Origin of the sequence: Chromobacterium vaccinii, assembly GCF_001855275.1 — a bacterium.
GTDB lineage: Bacteria > Pseudomonadota > Gammaproteobacteria > Burkholderiales > Chromobacteriaceae > Chromobacterium > Chromobacterium vaccinii.
Genome location: NZ_CP017707.1, coordinates 4,797,513 through 4,813,235 on the forward strand (window position 1 = coordinate 4,797,513; position 15,723 = coordinate 4,813,235).

Genomic DNA, 15,723 nt, shown 5'->3' on the forward strand with positions numbered 1-15,723 from the left:
CGTCACCCGTTGATGGTGGAGGAGGAGGCGAACAGGCCGATCAGCCGCTGTTTCAGCTCTTTGCGGTCTATCTTGCCGTTGGGATTGCGCGGCAGCGGCCCGGCGTGGAAGGCCAGGCGCTGCGGCGTCATGTAGCCGGGCAGCCGCTCCCGGCACAGCCGGAGCAGATCGGCCTCGGCCACGCCGTCCGCCGCGTGCAGGCTGACGACGATGGCCTCGCCCAGCATCGGATGCGGCACGCCGAAGGCGGCCGCTTCGCGCACGCCGGGGTGGGAAAACAGGACCTCCTCCACCTCGGTGGGGCTGACGCGGTAGCCGGAGGTCTTGATCATGTCGTCGCCGCGGGCGACGAAGTACAGATAGCCTTCGTCGTCGCGGTAGACGATGTCGCCGGACCAGACGGCGACGTCGCCGCGCGGAATCTGGCCGTGGGGACCCTGCCATGGCCGGAAGCGGCGGGCGGTCAGCTCCGGATCGTTCCAATAGCCCAGCGTGACGAAGGCGCCGCGGTGCACCAGCTCGCCCGGCTCGCCCGGCGCGCACTCGCCGCCGTCGGGCCGCAGCACGCGGATGTCGGCGTTGGGGACGGCCTTGCCGATGGAGCCGGGGCGGCCGGCGGCGTCTTCCGGCTGCAGATAGGTGGAGCGGAAGGCCTCGGTCAGGCCATACATCAGATAAGGCCTGGCTTGCGGAAAGGCTTGGCGCAGCCGGTCCAGCAGCGGACCCGGCATGTGGCCGCCGGTATTGGCGAAGCGGCGCACGCGCGCGCCGGTTTGCGCCGGCCAGTCGGCGGCCATCAGCTGCATCCACAGCGGCGGCACGCCGGTGATGGCGGTGACGCCGTGGCGCTCGCAGAAGGCGGGCACTTCGTTGGGCTGCAAAAAGTCCAGCGGCGCGTAGCAGGCGGCGCTGGCCAGCGCGGTGCTCAACTGGCTGAGGCCGGCGTCGAAGCTCAGCGGCAGGATGCCGAGTATCACGTCGTCTTCGGCCAGGCCCAGGTAGGCCGACACGCTGTCGGCGCCGGCCACCAGGTTGCGCTGCGACAGCACCACGCCCTTGGGACGGCCGGTGGAGCCGGAGGTGTACAGGATGGCGGCCGGATCGCTGTCCACCACCGCCGGCTCCGGCGCCGCCAGCGAGGCCTCGGGCAGCGCTTCCAGCCGCCAGGCGTCGAGCGTCAGCCCGTCCAGCGCCTCTTTGAGCCGCTGCAGCCGGGGGCCGCTGCTGAGCAGCAGGCGCGCGCCGCTGTCCTGCAGGATGTGGCGCACCTGGGCCGGCTTCAGTTGCGGGTTGATCGGCACCAGGATGGCGCCGCGGGCGTTGACGGCCAGCATCATCGCCACGGTGTCGTATTGCTTGCCGGCGTACACCGCTACTCGGTCGCCGGGCTCGATGCCGGCGGCGGCCAGACGCTCGGCATGGCCGCGGACGTCGGCCAGCAGCCGGGCGTAGCCGGCGCGCGTGTCGCCCTGGACGAAGGCCGGCCGCCCGCCGTGGCGCTCGGCGCTCAGTTGCAGCAGATGATAGAGGCTGACGCGGGCGCGGTTCATTCGCTTGCTCCGGACTGGTGGATATAGGCCCCGGCGGGGCCCAGGGACAGGAAGCCGCTGACGCTGTAGCTGGGATGGTAGGCGCCGCATTGCTCGAAAATGAGCAGATCGCCGACAGCGGGCGCGGCGATGGCCTCCGGCTGCCAGCCTATGACGTCGGCGCGGCTGCAGGTGCTGCCGACGTACTGCACGGAAGCCGTCGCCGCGCCGTCGGCGGCCGGCTGGCGGCGCAGCAACCGGGGGCGCGCGTATTTCTTGATCGCGGATTCGGTGCGGGCCAGCAGGAAGTTGTGGCTGAGGCCGCCGTCGCAGACGGCTACCGCGCGGCCGCCCAGCGTCTTCACCGCGCGCACGCGGGTGGCGAACAGGCCGGCGCCGGCGAAGATGCCGCGGCCGGATTCGTGAACCAGCCGGAAGCGGCGGCGCAGCGGGGCCAGCCGCTCGCGGTAGGCGGCGAAGGCGGCTTCATCGTCGTGGAAGCGCTCGCCGAAGCCGCCGCCGCAGTTGAGGAATTCGATCGGCGCGCCCGTGGCGCCGGCCGCGTCGGCGGCGAAGGCGGCCAGCGCATGGGCGAGGTCGGCGGAGTCGCCGCCGCTGTCGTCGACGCGGAACTGGTGCGAGCCGGCGAAGCTGTGCAGGCCGATCACCGGCACGTCGGCGCGGCTCAGAGCCGCCGCTGCCAGCAGCGCTTCCTGCGGGCTCATGCCGAAATGGTCGGCCGGCTCGCGGCGGCGGCCGGGCATCAGTTCGGCCGCGTTCAGCCGCAACACGGTCTGCGGCGCCGGCTGCTTGCCCATCAGGCCGGCCAGCCGCTCGGCCTGGCCCAGGCTGTCGATGATGAAGACGCAGCGCGAGGCCAGCGCGGCGCGCATGAAAGTCTCGTCCATTGAGGGGTTGTTGATGTACTTGGTCGCCGCTATCCGGCCGACGGCGAGGTCCAGCTCGCCCAGGCTGGCCAGCTCCACGCCGTCGATAAAACCGTGGCCGCAGCGCGTCAGCAGCTCCAGGTTGGAATTGGCCTTCAGCGACACGATCAGCCCGGTGTCCAGCAGCTCGCGCAGCCTGCGGTAGCGCGCTAGCACGATGGACGGGTCGAACACGTAGCCGGGGGTCTTGACATCCCACAGCCACTGGATGGCCTGGTCGTCTTCCGGCAGCGGGATGGAGAGGGCGTCAGTTCGCGTCATGGCTGGCCACCGGGTGCAGGGTGAGGGCGGAGAAGGCGCCGCTGTTGGATTGGGTGACGCTGAGCAAGTGGCGGCCGGCGTCCACTTCGGCCAGGCCGATGTCGGCCAGATTGACCGCCAGGTCCGAGCAGCAGGCGTGGCCCTTCAGCAGGATGTTGTCGGCGCGCAGGATGTCCAGCGGGATGTCCATCGCCTTGCAGATGGAGATCCAGCCCTTGTGGTCGGAGTTGTGCGGCAGCAGGCAGCCGTAGTCTTCCAGCGCCACGCCGCTGTCGGCCACCGCTTGCTGCATCACTTTGCGGGTGTAGTGCCATTCCAGGTTGATCATGTCGCGCTCCACCGCGGCATTGGTGTCCGAACCCTGATGCCATTTGCCGTAGTTGCGCAGCTCCAGCGCGCCGATGCGGTTGCGGCCGCAGTCGCGGCTGAGCAGCAGGCAGGCGGCGCCGTCGCTCTGGATGCCGGACATCTGGCGCAGGCGGAAGCGCTCGCCGTAGACGCGGTCGACCGACACGATGATGGCGTGGCGCAGCTCGGCGTGGCTGGCCATCAGCGCGCCGGCCAGCTGGATCGCCGCGGCGTTGGACGAGCAATTCAGCTGATTGACCGAGCCGGCCCACGACGGCCGCAGGCCGAAGCGGGAAGCCAGCTCCAGCGGCAGGCTGCGCGGCGCGGCCGGCACGCTGAACAGCTGGGTGTGCACATGGATCACCGCGCCGACGTCGGCCGGTTTGAGGCCGGTTTCGTCGAACAGCCGCGCCATCGCGCGTTCGGCCAGCTCGACCTCGTTGATGTCGGGCGCGGCGTGAAAGTGGCGGCAGCCGGAGCGGATGATGGCCTGGACGCGGGCATCCGGCCAATTGTGCTGGCCGGCGCAGGCTTCGATGTCCTGCAGCTCGCCGGGAAAATGGTAGGCGGCGGCCGCGATGCCCATTTGGACCGGTATGCTGGCGATGCTTGTCATGCGTTTTCCTCCTTAGGCCGGCAGCGGCATGGCGGCGTAGTCCATCACCTGCAGCTGCTCGAACACCCGCTGCACGCGCGGGCTGAGCAGGCCCATCTCGCGTATGGTGGGCACCAGGCGGCGGAAGATGGAGCGGCGCATCGAGCTGGTGACCGGGGAGTTCCGCACCAGGTGTCCGCATTCCTTCTTCGACAGTCCCATCGGCTCCCAGATGTCGTCCGCGCACAGGTGTTCGTGCAACGTGTTGGCGCCTTCGGCGACGAACTCCTCGCGCTCCTTGCGCTCGGTGTCCGTCATCTCCTTGTAGAGGCGGCACAGCGTGATGCGGCCGATGGCGAAGTGGCGGGCCTCGTCGCGCTGGATGCGGGTGACCAGGTCGCGGATGAACGGGTCCTGGGTGTAGGCGACGATGCTCTGGAACAGCGACAGCGCGATGCCTTCCACCAGCACCTGCATGCCGAGATTGGTGATGTCCAGATGGCTGCTGGTGATGGTGTCGCCCAGCAGGCTCTTCAGCGACTGGCTCATTGGATAGCTGATCGGCAGCTTGTCGTTGACCAGGCGGCCGAAAGCCTCGATGTGGCGGGCTTCGTCCATGATCTGGCCGGCGGCGCACAGCCGCGCCGACAGGCTCTCCTCGGCCACTGCCAGCTTGGACGCGCAGATCAGCGCCGCCTGTTCGCCATGCAGCACCTGCGACAGGGTCCAGCCTTGGGAGTGGTGGCGCACCTCGGCCCGGCCCTTGGCGTCCAGCTTGTTCCAGACATCGCTGCCGTAGATCAGCAGCGTGCCGTCCGGCATGCCCAGAGGGTTGTCGGCGTTCAGCTCGCAGCTCCAGTCGAGATCGGTGTTGACGTCCCACTGGTTGGCCTTGGCTTTCTGGTAAATGGCGTTCAGGCTGTCGTCGCCGAAGTCGTAGTTTTCGGACATGAACGCGTCCAGCGCGAAGTTCCATTTATACGGCTGGGCGGCATCCATCCGCGTCTCTAGCGTCGCTTGCATATCGATTCCTTTATCGCGTGGCGGCGGCGGGGCCGCCGTCGGTCAGATCCAGAAAGCGGGGCGCCAGCGCGTCCAGCGCGGGCAGGAGCAGGGCGGCTGGATCGGGCTGGCCTGCGTTCCAGAAAGCCAGGCGCAGTGTGTTGTCGCCGGCGTCCCACAGGTCGCGGCGCACGCGCTCGGCTGCGATCCAGGCTACCGGCGCCGGATCGAGGCCGGCGCGCAGCGCGGCTTCCCGCGCCAGGCCGGCGCCCACCGTCACCCGCGCGTCCAGCAGCGAGGCAGGCAGCGCCAGGTCCATCGCCGGCAGCCGCAGCTGCACGAACAGCCGGCAGCGCTCGCCCAGTCCAGACCACGCTTGCCGGACCAGCCGGTCCAGCAGCGCGTAGTACTGGCGGTGGTTGACCAGCACCGGCGCCGGGTTGGCGTGCGCGTAGGCGTGGCGGCGCGCGTAATCCGGCGTTTCCAGCAGCGGCAGATTGGCGCTGGCGCACGGCGCGGCGCGGCCGTGGTCAGGGTTGCGCGTCAGGCGCAGCGCCAGGGTTTGCTGCGGTGTCATGCGGCCTCCAGCGAGTGGCGAAGGTCCGGCGCGAAGGCCAGCTCGGCGATGGAGAAATAGCCGTTCATCGCCAGCGAGGCCAGCACGCAACGCCCGCCGGCGTAATCTTCTCCAGCCTCCATTTCCGCCAGCAGCGACAGCCACGGGTCGCTGCCGAAGGCATGGCCGAAGCGCGGGTAGTGGTCGGGGTGGGCGGCGGCGGCGTCGAAGCTCTTGAACAGCGCATGGCGGGTGGCTTCGGGGAAGAAGGGCAGCGCCAGCGGTATGCCGGGGCGGGGTTCGGTGAAGCGGCCCAGCGCGCGGCCCATCATGGTCAGCGCGTGCGCTTGCGGCGCGGAGCCCAGCAGCAGCGCGCCGTCGCCGCCGTCCGGGTGGATGTCCAGCAGCAGCGTGGCGATGCCGAAGCCGGAGCGGCCCCAGCGGCGGGTGCGGTGCCAGAAGGCGAAATTGTGGATGTCGACGTCGACGATCTGCAGCAGCAGCCGGCGCGGGCCGGTCAGGCTGGCCTTGTCTTTGACGTGGCGGAGGATGTAGCCCCAGCCGGTGCATTCGTAGCCGTTGGTGATCCAGTCTGGCTCGTGGCCGCAGGCGTCGGCGATTCCCCGGCGGAACCGCGCCGCTTCAGGGGTGTCGTCGGCCAGGTACTGGGACAGCACGGTCGAGGTGACGACATAGTCGTCGATGCGGACGCCCGCCGCATGGCGGTTGGCCTCGGCGCCTGCGCGGCGGCCGAGTTCGGCGGCCGCTTCGGCCAGGGGCGCCGACGCCGAGACGAAAGGCGTTTCCGTCTGGCGGTAGGCGACGACGTCGGCCCGGAATGCGGGCGGCGTTTGCGGTTCGGTCATGGCGGTCCCCGGCCTAGGCGTGGCGATCAGACGGTCTGCTGCTGCAACTGGGCGTCCAGCTGTTCCAGCGTGGTGAATTGGGTGATGTTCAGCTGCTCCGGGTCGATCGAGCCGTACAACTGCTCGCAGAACACGATCAGCTCGACGACGTTCAGCGAGTCGATGCCCAGCTCGCCGAGGCCGACGTGGGTATCCACGGTTTCCACGTTCAGGATCTTGGCGGTTTCCTTGCGCAGCATTTCCAGGGTGTTGACGGTTTCGGACATGGTGTTTCTCCTTGTTGAGGGGGGTCAGGCGTTTTGCGCGCGCGCGGCGGCGCGCAGCTCGTGGTAGCAGCGGTAGGAACTGCCTTCCATCTTGGTGAAGGCCAACAGGTCGCGCTGGTCGGCGAAGCGCCCGACGGCGCCGCTGGAGACCAGATGCAGCAGCAGTTCATTGGAGGCGAACTTCAGCGCCAGCACCTTGTGCACGTCCTCGGCGGCGTAGTTGCCCGCCTGAGTCTTGGCGCGGGCGGCGGCGGCGATGAAGTCGCGCGCCGTGAGCGCGTCCTCATCCAGCCGCAGCCGGCCCTGGCCGTGCAGCCATTCGACGTGGGCCATCAGCGCGCGCACCAGAAAGGGCCGCACCGTGGTCAGGTATTTGTTCAGCGCCGCCGGACCGCCGGCCTTCAGCTTGTCGGCGGCGGCCACTGTCACTTCGCCGCGCACATTGCCCAGCTGCACCACGTCGTCGAGGAAGCTGTCGCCGCAGAGGCTGCGCTGCAGCGTCGCGTATTGCTCGGGCCAGACCAGGAAGGCCGACGGGAAGAAGCTGCCCGGGGTGCGGGCGGCAACGATGGCCATGCCGTCCAGGTTGGCGTACATGCCCCAGACCTTGTCTATGCGCAGCTTGAAGCCGTCGCCGTCGGGTTGGGCCACGGTGCGCCAGCTGCCCAGCGTCGGGCCGCCGGCGTCGCTCATCAGGAAGCGCAGATTGTTGCCGCTGTCTATGCATGCGCAGGCCCGGTCGTACTGGTCCGGCGTCAGGAACAGTGAAAACAGGATGCGGGCGAAGGTGCGCATGAAGGGTTTGTAGTGCGGAGCCAGGCCGTCGCGGCGTATCTGTTCCAGAATGCTTTCGCTGAGCGCGTGCTCGCGGTGTTCCAGCGGCACCGGTGCATGCGCGCTGGCTTCCGGCGCGGCGAATGGCTGCGCGGTCTGCCGGATCAGCATGTCGGAGTCCAGCAGCCGCACCGAGGCGCGGGCCACGATGGCGGCGAGGCCGGCGGGAGGCTCGCCGTAGCAGCGCAGCCGTTGCAGGACCGGCTGGGCGGCCAGTTCGGGCAAGCCGGGGGCCGGGATGGCGGGCGCGGCGACGCCGTCCGCCAGCGGGGTGGTGGTGTGCATGAAGCTTCCGTTCGATTGTGAAGGAGGGGGGCGCGTGCCGCGGTCAGGCTGGTGTCGCCGTTTCCTGATTCTCGCCGCGCAAGGCCCGCTCGATGTAGAGGCCGCGGCATTTCAGCCTTTGCAGCTTGCCGCTGGTGGTGCGCGGCAGGCTGCCGTTCGCGACGAAGACAATGGCGTGGGCGCCGAAGCCGAAGCGTTCGCGCAGCATGGCTTGCAGTTCGGCGCGCAACGCGGGCTGCTCGTCTTCGCGCTCGAACTCGATCATCGCGATCAGGTTCTCGGTGCCCTGGGTTTTGTCGTAGACGCCAGTGGCGGCGATGGCGTTGCCGCCTGCCAGCAGCGGGTGGGTGGCCAGCGTGTCTTCTATTTCGTGGGGGAAATAGTTGCTGCCGCGGATGATGATGATTTCCTTTTGCCGGCCGAGCACGAACAGCTGGCCATCGGCGAGATAGCCGAGGTCGCCGGTGGCGAACCATTCGCCTGGCCGGTAAGGCTCGTTCTGCCCTTCGGCGGGAAGATAGCCGGACATCAGCGAACTGCCGCGCAGTTGGATCTCGCCGATCTTGCGCGCTTCGGCCTCGGCGCCGTTGGCGTCGACCACGCGCAGCGACATGCCGGGAATCGGCTTGCCCATCGCCAGCACCGTTTCCGCGGCGCGCGTCCGCGCGTCGGCGGGGCGGGCGACGGCCTCGGCGACGAGGGCGTCGGAATCGATCCGGTCGGGGATCAGATAGGAAAACGCCTGGCGGTCGTAGCCGGCGGTGGCGTCGTGCATGGTGGCGGCCAGCGTGGTTTCCGCCATGCCGTAGCAAGGCTGCAGCGCTGAACGCGACAGCCCGTGCGCTTCGAACACCCGGGAAAATTCCTGCAGGCAAGCCAGGTCGACCCGCTCGGCGCCGATGAAGATGTTGCGCAGGCAGGAGAGGTCGACGTCCTGCATGGACGCGGCGCGGTAGCGGCGCACGCAGTATTGCAGGCCGAAGGTGGGCGTGGCCGTGGTGGTGGCGCCGAAGGAGGCGATGCGCTTGAGCCAGCCCAGCGGGTTGCGGATGAAGCCGGACGGCTGCATCAGCAGCAGCGGCGCCTGGTAGTAAAGATTGGACAGCAGCGTGACCAGGCCCATGTCGTGGTAGAGCGGCAGCCAGCTGGCGGAGGCGTCGCCGCGCGCCGGATCGTAGCCGACGACGCCGCCGATGCCGCGCACATTGTCGATGACGTTGCGGTGGCTCAACACCACGGCTTTGGGGCGGCCGGTGGAGCCGGAGGTCAGCTGCACGTGGTGGGCGTCGTCCGGGCCGGCGCGGAAAGGCTGGATCGAACCGGCGGCCTCGGCTGCCAGCTCCACCTCCGTAGTGGAGAGCACGCGCACCGGCAGCCCGGCGAGTTGCTGCCGCAGGATGTCGGCCTGAGGCGGCGCAGCGATCAGCAGGCGCGGCGAGAACAGCCGGCAGGCGAGATGAATCTGGTTGCGCGAAGAGTCGGCTTGCGTCCGGCCCGGCAGCGGCACGGTGCAGGGCAGGGCGCCCAGCAGCGCTAAGCCAGTTTGCAGCAGCAGGTGGTCGATGGAGGCGGGCAGCGCCAGTATGACGAGATCGTTGCGTGACGCGCCCAATTCGCGCAGAGCCGCGGCGACGGCCAGCGCGCGGCGGGCCAGATCGGTATGGGGGATTCGTTTTTCTTCGCCGTTTTCCTCAAATATGGCGATGTGTCGCTCTGCGCCCGACTGGGAATGTTCCAGCGCAGATAAAATAGCGTCCGTCATTGATGCGTGGGTCTGCAATTTCCGAATCTCCTGCAGTTCTACTAAACGTTATTCTTGCGTTACATCATGCGGATAAGGGTTTGATTTTATTTCTTATGAAATTAACATTTTATTTTTTCGAAAATAATACGACCACGTTGCTTTGGTGTGAACCTGTTATCTAGGACAGGTTTTTGAGTATATTTTTGGGTTTATTTTTTTGAAAGTTTTGAATGAAAAAACGAGAAGCTACATTTATCGTTAGCTAAATTCATGCCGAATTTTTAGCTGAAATAAGCCAAAAATTGGCTGAAAAATTTACTCTATCTTGGATTTGTGATTGAAAGATATGGTTTGGGAGTTGAGGGGCGTGTTTTGATGCGTGATGGGTTGGAAGGGAGTAATGGCCTCTTCGATAGTTAGGCGCGGAGTGCTATGTAATTATTGGTAATGTTATCTAGGCTAATTGGAAGTGTTAGTTTTGTTCTGTGGCCTGTATTTTCCAGGCGCAGGGAAAATGGAAGTGCAGTGAAATATTAATAGCATTGTTATTAATGTTGGTGCGGACATCGGATTGCTATTGGGATTGATGGACTGTCACAAATACTGGTGGACAGTTTCTGCGAAGCTTGATCTGCGCGGTCGGTTGCCGGCGGAGATCGTGGCGGCAAGCCGCCACGGTATGGGAATTCAGGCTCGAGGATTGCCTGGCGCGGCGTCGGCGCTCAAGCGAGCCATCATCAGGACGTTCTTATAGCGGCTATCGATGCGTACGGCGTTGCGCTTGCGGCCTTCCAGTTGGAAACCATGCTTTTCGTAAAGCTTGATCGCGTTGAGATTATCTTCATGCACGGTTAGCTCCAAACGTTGGAGGCCGCGCTGTTCCGCTAAGCGCAATGTGCTTTCCAGCAACCATCCGCCCAGGCCCATACCGCGGTAGCGGGGAAGCAAGCCCATGCCCAATGTGCCGCCATGCTGACAACTGGGGAGGCGATGAGGGGTGATATCGCACCACCCGACGACCTGGTTGCCGTCCAGCAACAACAAATGCGGCGCTTGGCTGGCTAGTTGGCTGCGCACGTATTCCGCCGAGTCCGCTTGCGCGATTTCCAGAAATGGCATGTAGCGCCGCTCTCTGGCCACGCTGTCCGTCAACTGCCAGAATGCCTCGGCGCGCTCGGGGGTGAGCGGCTGCAGCGTGTATGGGGCGGTGTACGGGCTGGGCATGACGGCATCTCCTGAATCGGGTCCATCATTCTGCCGAAGCGAAAATGCCAATGCAATAATGCCTTGGGTCAGGCTGCCGCGCCGCCGCTGGCGATCACGCCGCGGCAGTGCGTTTCCAGCGCGCCGATCTCGTCCAGCACCGCGTCGATGTCGCGGCGCTGTTCTTCCAGCTGGCGGCGCCGGGCCAGCAGCAGGTCCAGCAGCTTCTGGGACTGGCTGGCTTCGTCGTGGGCCAGCTGGTACATGTCTATGATTTCGCGGATTTCCGCCAGCGACAGACCGATGCGCTTGCCGCGCAGGATCAGCCTCAGCCGGGCGCGGTCGCGGCGGGTGAACAGGCGTTGGCGGCCGTCGCGCCGGGGCTCGATCAGTCCCTGTTCTTCATAGAAGCGGATGGTGCGCAGGGTGATGTCGAATTCGCGCGCCAGGTCGGAGATGGTGAATAGTTCGGCTTGGTTCATGGATTTCCTTACAGGCGCGATTGTAGCGTTTTTCCCACGCGGCTTGCTGAAAGCTTGATTTACGTTTACGTAATCGTCAATTATTCCTTCAAGATTTTAAGGACATCGTTGCCGAAAAGCCGCCATGGCAAGCGCTGCGGCCAGTCATGATCGATACGTGGAATGAGTGTCCCGTTAGGCGAGGCGGGCCAGCAGGGTATTGACGAATGGGGGGCGCGTGGATTCAGTCATTTGTCTGGAGGCGCGTTTCCGGGCAGCGGGCCTATGTGTCGGATCATGGCGTGGAGCGAGGGGCGCGGCTCGGCCATTTTGTTGAGTGAGCAGGTTGATGAAGGAGGCTTGCGCGCCTTGTTCTGAGCCAGGCGCCAGGCGTTCGCACCGCGTCAAGAATGCGGGACCGCAGAAGGCGTCCCGCATCTGGCGGATAGGAGGAGACGGCAGCTCAGACTGCCGTTGACGACTCCTGAGCGCTTTATCGCACTACCCATACTTGATTATCGTTGCCTGACATGCAATCCCATACCTGAACGTTGGTGCCGTTCGTGGTCCCGCCGCCGCTGACATCCAGGCACTTGCCGCCGACCCAGACAATCCTGCCGGGAAAGTTGGAGTCGGTCGACCATTGCTGATTGCGGTTGCCCGCTTGGCAATCCCAGATTTGGACATTGGTGCCGTTGGCGGTGCCTCCGCCGGAGACATCCAGGCATTTGTTGGTGCCTGCCCAAATGATTCTTCCTTGGCTGAGTATCCATTGCTGATTGCCGTTTCCGGGCTGGCATTGCCACATCTGGACATTGGTGCCATTGGCCGTGCCGCCTCCGCTGACATCCAGACAATTGCCGCCATGACCTATCACCGTGGCGGCATGCGCAGCGACGCTGAACAGGGATGCGCTCCCAAGTATGGCCAAGCCCATCAATACGGAGTGAGTCGTTTTCTTCATGTCAATCTCCAAATCAGAGAGTCAATCAGAATTCGTTAGCGGTCACATTTGATATCGAAATATCCGGCTTCGGTTTCCTGATATGGCTGGAGACGTGGAGCATGGGTGTTTCTTACTGCCGATGGCTGCCTATCGGCGCAACATGACTGCCAGAGCGAATGCTTTACTGCCACGTGAGTATGGAGTCTGATTCTGCTCATTCAAGTTGGTATGTTTACTGATATAAGTTATTGTTTTTAATGGTTAAGTCATTCGTGTTGTAGAAGAGAAAATGCATATGGAGAAAGCGGCGTTCAGGGAGTCGCGGCTGATATCGGATAGCTAGTGGCGTTGTGTCGCAATGGGGGAGAATCCTGTGTCTCTGGCAAGCAACTGAGGCATTGCGGAGGGTCGCCAGGGCTGATGGGTGGCAAAATGCAATGTCTTTGCGGGGAGCGGCGCGTGCGAGTCGCTTGGGCACAGTGAAGACGCGGCGTGAAATCATCACTGTTCTTTTTGCCAGGGATGGATCACCCATTGCAAGACTCATCGCGATATCGAGCTTGTCGGCTGTTTCCCCGATGCCTGCCATCGGCAAAATCCAGAAATGCCTGATGTGGAGGACGATGGTGGAAAAGTTGAGTCTGAACGACGCCAGGATGGCCTGATCGAGGACAAGAACGCTAGTCGAAATGCGAGGCCGCCGCCGCGCTTTTGGCTTACAATGCCGCCAGACCAGATACATCCAGAGGAATCACACCATGACCGCAACCGTTTTCAATGATGCAGACCTGACCCGTCTCGAAACCCTGCTGACTCCGCTGTCGGCCAGCGGCAGCACCATGCGCCCGGACGAGGTGCAGGGCTTCTTCTCCGCCCTGGTCAGCGGTCCGGACGCGGTGGACACTGACTTCTGGCTGCCGGAAGTGCTGGGCGATGCGCCGGCTTTCGAAAACCAGGCCGACGAAGTCGAGCTGAAGGCCCTGCTGCAGAAACTGTTCGACGCCACCCGCGACGCGCTGGCAGCGGGCGAGGAGCTGGACCTGATCCTGTACGCCGAGGAAGACAGCGGCGAAGAGGGCGAGCCGGACTACTGGCCGTGGGCCAACGCCTACCTGTACGCGCTGGATCTGGTCGACACCGACTGGTTCGAAGTGGCGGAAGAGGATGAGGGCTTCGAAAGCCTGATGATGCCGATGCTGGTGCTGGGCGGCGCCTTCGAGGACGAGGAAGGCGGCGAAGATCTGCTGACTTTCACCGACGAAGAAGTCGACGGCTACAAAGGCGAGCTGAGCGACGCGCTGGCCGCGGTGTTCGCTTACTGGCGCGCCAAGGATCAGGCGCCCACCACCGTTCGCCGCGAAGGCGACAAGGTGGGCCGCAACGATCAGTGCCCGTGCGGCAGCGGCAAGAAATACAAGGCCTGCTGCGGCGCCAACTGAGGCGGCAGTCGGTGCCATGGAAAAAGCGGACTTCGGTCCGTTTTTTTGTTTGCGCCCGCGCGCATCTCGGCGCTGCGGGTATCGCGCTAGCCTGAAGCCTGAGCGGGTGATAGAACGAATCATGGTGGGCCTGGGAGGCGGCGATGGATTGGAAAACTTGGCTTTGCGGCGGTGTGGCCGCGCTGGCCGCCGCAACCGCGCTGGGCGCGGAGGTGGCATCGATGCGGATTCTGCGTCCGGAAGGCGCGCGCGATTATCTGCGGGTGACGCCGCATCCCTTGCCGGCAGGCAAGCGTCCGCTGGTGATTCTGCTGCATGGGCACGGAGGTTCGGCGCGCCAGCTGCTGGGCCTGGAGGCGGGCGCGGCGCCGTTGTCGCAATGGATGGAGATATCCGACCGCGAAGGCTTGCTGCTGGCGGTTCCCGACGGCGCGCGGGGCGGCGACGGAAAGCAGGGCTGGCATGATTGCCGGGCCGACGCCGCTAGGAACTCGCAGACCGACGACGTCGGCCTGGTCGCCGCCATCATCCGGCGCGAGGTTGCCGAGCGCGGCGCCGATCCGGCGCGCGTGTACGCGATGGGCATGTCGAATGGCGGCATGATGGTCTTCCGGCTGGCCAGCGAGTTGGGCGATGGCCTGGCGGCTTTCGCCACCGTCGGCGCGTCGATGGCGCGCAGCAGCGGCTGCGCCGCGCCCAGCCATCCCTTGTCCGCGCTGATCATTGCCGGCACTGCGGACCCGGTGGTGCCCTATGCAGGCGGGCAGGTTCGCCTGTTCGACGAAAAAGGGCGTGGCGAGGTGATGCCGGTGGCGGACAGCGCCGCGTTCTGGCGCCGACTGGACGATCTGCCGGACATCCCGCATGTCACTGCGCAGTTGCCGCATGCCAGCGCCGGCGATCCGACCCGGGCCACGCTGACGCAGTGGGGAGAAGATGGCCCGGGGCGCAGAGTGCTGCTGCTGACCATCAGCGGCGGCGGCCATGTCGAACCCAGCGTGGCTCATCGGGTCGGCGCGTTATACACGCATCTGCTGGGGCATCAGAATGGCGATGTGGAGTCGGCGGAGCTAGCCTGGAAGCTGTTTCGCGACCAGAGAAAACCGTGAGTTCATCGCCGCCGGAGGCCCGCGGCCTTGAGATTCGAGAGGCGGGGCTAGACAGCCAGCAGCCGTTCCTCGAACAGCTGCTGGGTCAGCAGAAGCAGGCCCTGCAGCTGGTCGGCGACGACGGGCGTATAGACGTTCAACTGGCGCAGCACCTGGCAGGTTTCCTGATAGCCGCGCTCCAGTCCGGAGCGAGCCAGCGGAGCGAACGCCTGCAGGAGAGCCTGAGAGGATAGGTCTTCGCGCTGCCGGCGATAAAGCTCCAGCAGGATTTCCATGCCCAGCAGCAGGCGCTGGCTGTGGCTGCCGCCGGTCAGTTCGTTTTCCGGCGGCAGCACTGGTTCGATGTCCAAGCCGGCCAAGCGGGAGATTTGATCCATGGCCGCGCTGAACAGCAGCTCGGCGGCTTGCGCGCCCTGGCTGAGGCTGATGTCGGCGCTGTCCTCTCTCGCGGGCTTGCCGCCGTGCTGGCCGGTCCGGTGTGAGACAGCGAACGGCTCATGATTGCCGGCCGGCCGCGGCTGCACGCCGCGGATCGGTTGCACGGCGATATCGTTATCCTCCGCCATCGCCGTCTCCCGCAGGCTCAGCTAGCGCTGGCCTGGCTGGTTCCCGTCCCGGACGAGGCCGATTGGGCGCTGGAGGACAGGTTGCTTTTCAGGAAGGCGTCCAGGCCTTTTTCGACCAGATCCTTGGTCTTTTCCACCCCGCTTTGCACGTCGCCGTTGAATACCTTGAGGCTTTTCAGGATGTCGGTGGCTTCGCCGTAACCCTGTTCGAAGCCCTGGCGGATCAGGTTGACGAAGTTTTTGGCCTGGTCGTCGGCGCTGAGTTCAGGATGCTGTTGCTGGTACAGCGCGAACATGCTGGTGGCGCCGTCCAGGATGCGCTTGGAGGTGGCTTCCGGCGAGTTGTCGTCGCTCTGGCCGTCCTGCTGGATGGAAATGCTCAGCTGGGTGCTGCTGACTTGCAGCGACCCGCTGCCCTGATTTTGCTGAGAGCCGTCCTGGTTGGAGAAGTCGGCGTTCAAAATCTGGGTGATATTGGTGATCGACGCACGGAACAGCAGAGTTTGAGACTGCTTGCCGCTGCTGATCGACACATCCAGCGACTGCACCAGCACCGAATTGAGCTGGTTGCGGGAGTTTTGGGCGCTGTAGGCGGAACTCTGGGCCGGGAGCGCGCTGCCGGCCTGGCCGGGCTGATTGTTGTTCAGAGAGGATATCGACATCACGGACTCCTGTCGGCGCGTCGTTATTTGGCTGGCGCACGCTTGTGGTGGTTGAGAGGACAACTCCAGTATGCCCCGATATCGGCAATCCGGCCGAAAACTTG

17 protein-coding genes are annotated in these 15,723 nt (G+C 65.2%); 2 read left to right on the top strand and 15 right to left on the bottom strand.

Features of this window, described 5'->3' with window-relative positions; all coding sequences use genetic code 11:
- Window positions 1–2: 2 nt before the first annotated feature.
- The 13 genes from BKX93_RS22130 to BKX93_RS24970 all read right to left on the bottom strand — a co-directional run bounded on the left by BKX93_RS22130 (window position 3) and on the right by BKX93_RS24970 (window position 12,585).
- Window positions 3–1,550, bottom strand: coding sequence for an acyl-CoA ligase (AMP-forming), exosortase A system-associated (locus tag BKX93_RS22130; RefSeq protein ID WP_070981411.1), 1,548 nt, complete (start codon window positions 1,548–1,550; stop codon window positions 3–5).
- A complete protein-coding gene (locus BKX93_RS22135) occupies window positions 1,547–2,737 on the bottom strand; it encodes a type III PLP-dependent enzyme domain-containing protein (protein WP_046156732.1) in 1,191 nt (396 codons plus the stop codon). Before BKX93_RS22135 ends, BKX93_RS22130 begins: the two co-directional genes overlap by 4 nt.
- Window positions 2,724–3,701 (bottom strand): beta-ketoacyl-[acyl-carrier-protein] synthase family protein, encoded by a 978-nt coding sequence (locus BKX93_RS22140; protein ID WP_046156733.1) that lies wholly within the window; start codon window positions 3,699–3,701, stop codon window positions 2,724–2,726. Before BKX93_RS22140 ends, BKX93_RS22135 begins: the two co-directional genes overlap by 14 nt.
- Window positions 3,702–3,713: 12 nt before the next feature.
- Window positions 3,714–4,703, bottom strand: coding sequence for a ferritin-like domain-containing protein (locus tag BKX93_RS22145; protein WP_046167037.1), 990 nt, complete (start codon window positions 4,701–4,703; stop codon window positions 3,714–3,716).
- Between the two features lie 10 nt (window positions 4,704–4,713).
- Window positions 4,714–5,259 (bottom strand): hypothetical protein, encoded by a 546-nt coding sequence (locus tag BKX93_RS22150; protein ID WP_070981413.1) that lies wholly within the window; start codon window positions 5,257–5,259, stop codon window positions 4,714–4,716.
- Window positions 5,256–6,104, bottom strand: coding sequence for a hypothetical protein (locus BKX93_RS25605; protein WP_070981415.1), 849 nt, complete (start codon window positions 6,102–6,104; stop codon window positions 5,256–5,258). Before BKX93_RS25605 ends, BKX93_RS22150 begins: the two co-directional genes overlap by 4 nt.
- A 26-nt stretch (window positions 6,105–6,130) precedes the next feature.
- Complete coding sequence (locus BKX93_RS22160; protein WP_046156736.1) at window positions 6,131–6,370, bottom strand: acyl carrier protein; 240 nt, start codon at window positions 6,368–6,370, stop codon at window positions 6,131–6,133.
- Between the two features lie 24 nt (window positions 6,371–6,394).
- Window positions 6,395–7,489, bottom strand: coding sequence for a hypothetical protein (locus tag BKX93_RS22165; RefSeq protein WP_070981417.1), 1,095 nt, complete (start codon window positions 7,487–7,489; stop codon window positions 6,395–6,397).
- 43 nt (window positions 7,490–7,532) lie between these two features.
- Window positions 7,533–9,251: an AMP-binding protein gene (locus tag BKX93_RS22170; RefSeq protein WP_083340636.1), complete on the bottom strand. Its 1,719-nt coding sequence runs from the start codon at window positions 9,249–9,251 to the stop codon at window positions 7,533–7,535.
- Window positions 9,252–9,920: 669 nt separating this feature from the next.
- The gene (locus tag BKX93_RS22175) at window positions 9,921–10,457 is read right to left on the bottom strand and encodes a GNAT family N-acetyltransferase (RefSeq protein ID WP_070981420.1); all 537 of its coding nucleotides are present in this window, start codon (window positions 10,455–10,457) and stop codon (window positions 9,921–9,923) included.
- A 68-nt stretch (window positions 10,458–10,525) separates the two neighbouring features.
- On the bottom strand, window positions 10,526–10,918 hold the full coding sequence (locus BKX93_RS22180) for a MerR family transcriptional regulator (RefSeq protein ID WP_070981422.1): 393 nt from the start codon (window positions 10,916–10,918) through the stop codon (window positions 10,526–10,528).
- Window positions 10,919–11,390: 472 nt separating this feature from the next.
- Entirely contained in the window at window positions 11,391–11,861 is a 471-nt protein-coding gene (locus BKX93_RS22190) for an RICIN domain-containing protein (RefSeq protein ID WP_082107091.1), read from the bottom strand.
- A gap of 214 nt (window positions 11,862–12,075) precedes the next feature.
- On the bottom strand, window positions 12,076–12,585 hold the full coding sequence (locus BKX93_RS24970) for a hypothetical protein (protein WP_145929372.1): 510 nt from the start codon (window positions 12,583–12,585) through the stop codon (window positions 12,076–12,078).
- A 16-nt stretch (window positions 12,586–12,601) separates the two neighbouring features.
- Between BKX93_RS24970 and BKX93_RS22200 the strand changes: the two genes are divergently transcribed.
- Both BKX93_RS22200 and BKX93_RS22205 read left to right on the top strand, forming a co-directional pair.
- Window positions 12,602–13,282, top strand: a complete 681-nt coding sequence (locus BKX93_RS22200) for a YecA family protein (RefSeq protein WP_021476270.1) — start codon at window positions 12,602–12,604, stop codon at window positions 13,280–13,282.
- Between the two features lie 143 nt (window positions 13,283–13,425).
- A complete protein-coding gene (locus BKX93_RS22205; protein ID WP_046167032.1) occupies window positions 13,426–14,391 on the top strand; it encodes a CE1 family esterase in 966 nt (321 codons plus the stop codon).
- 47 nt (window positions 14,392–14,438) lie between these two features.
- On the opposite strand, the gene BKX93_RS22210 is transcribed toward BKX93_RS22205, so the two are convergent.
- Together BKX93_RS22210 and BKX93_RS22215 are read right to left on the bottom strand one after the other, a co-directional pair.
- Window positions 14,439–14,957 carry a DUF5610 domain-containing protein gene (locus BKX93_RS22210; protein WP_046156744.1) on the bottom strand — a complete coding sequence of 173 codons (519 nt, stop codon included), beginning with the start codon at window positions 14,955–14,957 and terminating at the stop codon, window positions 14,439–14,441.
- 17 nt (window positions 14,958–14,974) lie between these two features.
- A complete protein-coding gene (locus BKX93_RS22215) occupies window positions 14,975–15,619 on the bottom strand; it encodes a DUF5610 domain-containing protein (RefSeq protein ID WP_052717399.1) in 645 nt (214 codons plus the stop codon).
- Window positions 15,620–15,723: the final 104 nt, after the last annotated feature.

Excerpts from the sequence above, each read along its gene's own strand:
- BKX93_RS22135 (WP_046156732.1), bottom strand. The coding sequence starts at position 2,737 with ATGACGCGAACTGACGCCCTCTCCATCCCGCTGCCGGAAGACGACCAG.
- BKX93_RS22175 (WP_070981420.1), bottom strand. The coding sequence starts at position 10,457 with ATGCCCAGCCCGTACACCGCCCCATACACGCTGCAGCCGCTCACCCCC.
- BKX93_RS24970 (WP_145929372.1), bottom strand. The coding sequence starts at position 12,585 with ATGTATCTGGTCTGGCGGCATTGTAAGCCAAAAGCGCGGCGGCGGCCT.
- BKX93_RS22210 (WP_046156744.1), bottom strand. The coding sequence starts at position 14,957 with ATGGCGGAGGATAACGATATCGCCGTGCAACCGATCCGCGGCGTGCAG.
- BKX93_RS22150 (WP_070981413.1), bottom strand. The coding sequence starts at position 5,259 with ATGACACCGCAGCAAACCCTGGCGCTGCGCCTGACGCGCAACCCTGAC.
- BKX93_RS22145 (WP_046167037.1), bottom strand. The coding sequence starts at position 4,703 with ATGCAAGCGACGCTAGAGACGCGGATGGATGCCGCCCAGCCGTATAAA.
- BKX93_RS22200 (WP_021476270.1), top strand. The coding sequence starts at position 12,602 with ATGACCGCAACCGTTTTCAATGATGCAGACCTGACCCGTCTCGAAACC.
- BKX93_RS22140 (WP_046156733.1), bottom strand. The coding sequence starts at position 3,701 with ATGACAAGCATCGCCAGCATACCGGTCCAAATGGGCATCGCGGCCGCC.
- BKX93_RS22130 (WP_070981411.1), bottom strand. The coding sequence starts at position 1,550 with ATGAACCGCGCCCGCGTCAGCCTCTATCATCTGCTGCAACTGAGCGCC.
- BKX93_RS25605 (WP_070981415.1), bottom strand. The coding sequence starts at position 6,104 with ATGACCGAACCGCAAACGCCGCCCGCATTCCGGGCCGACGTCGTCGCC.
- BKX93_RS22180 (WP_070981422.1), bottom strand. The coding sequence starts at position 10,918 with ATGAACCAAGCCGAACTATTCACCATCTCCGACCTGGCGCGCGAATTC.
- BKX93_RS22160 (WP_046156736.1), bottom strand. The coding sequence starts at position 6,370 with ATGTCCGAAACCGTCAACACCCTGGAAATGCTGCGCAAGGAAACCGCC.
- BKX93_RS22170 (WP_083340636.1), bottom strand. The coding sequence starts at position 9,251 with ATGACGGACGCTATTTTATCTGCGCTGGAACATTCCCAGTCGGGCGCA.
- BKX93_RS22165 (WP_070981417.1), bottom strand. The coding sequence starts at position 7,489 with ATGCACACCACCACCCCGCTGGCGGACGGCGTCGCCGCGCCCGCCATC.
- BKX93_RS22215 (WP_052717399.1), bottom strand. The coding sequence starts at position 15,619 with ATGTCGATATCCTCTCTGAACAACAATCAGCCCGGCCAGGCCGGCAGC.
- BKX93_RS22205 (WP_046167032.1), top strand. The coding sequence starts at position 13,426 with ATGGATTGGAAAACTTGGCTTTGCGGCGGTGTGGCCGCGCTGGCCGCC.
- BKX93_RS22190 (WP_082107091.1), bottom strand. The coding sequence starts at position 11,861 with ATGAAGAAAACGACTCACTCCGTATTGATGGGCTTGGCCATACTTGGG.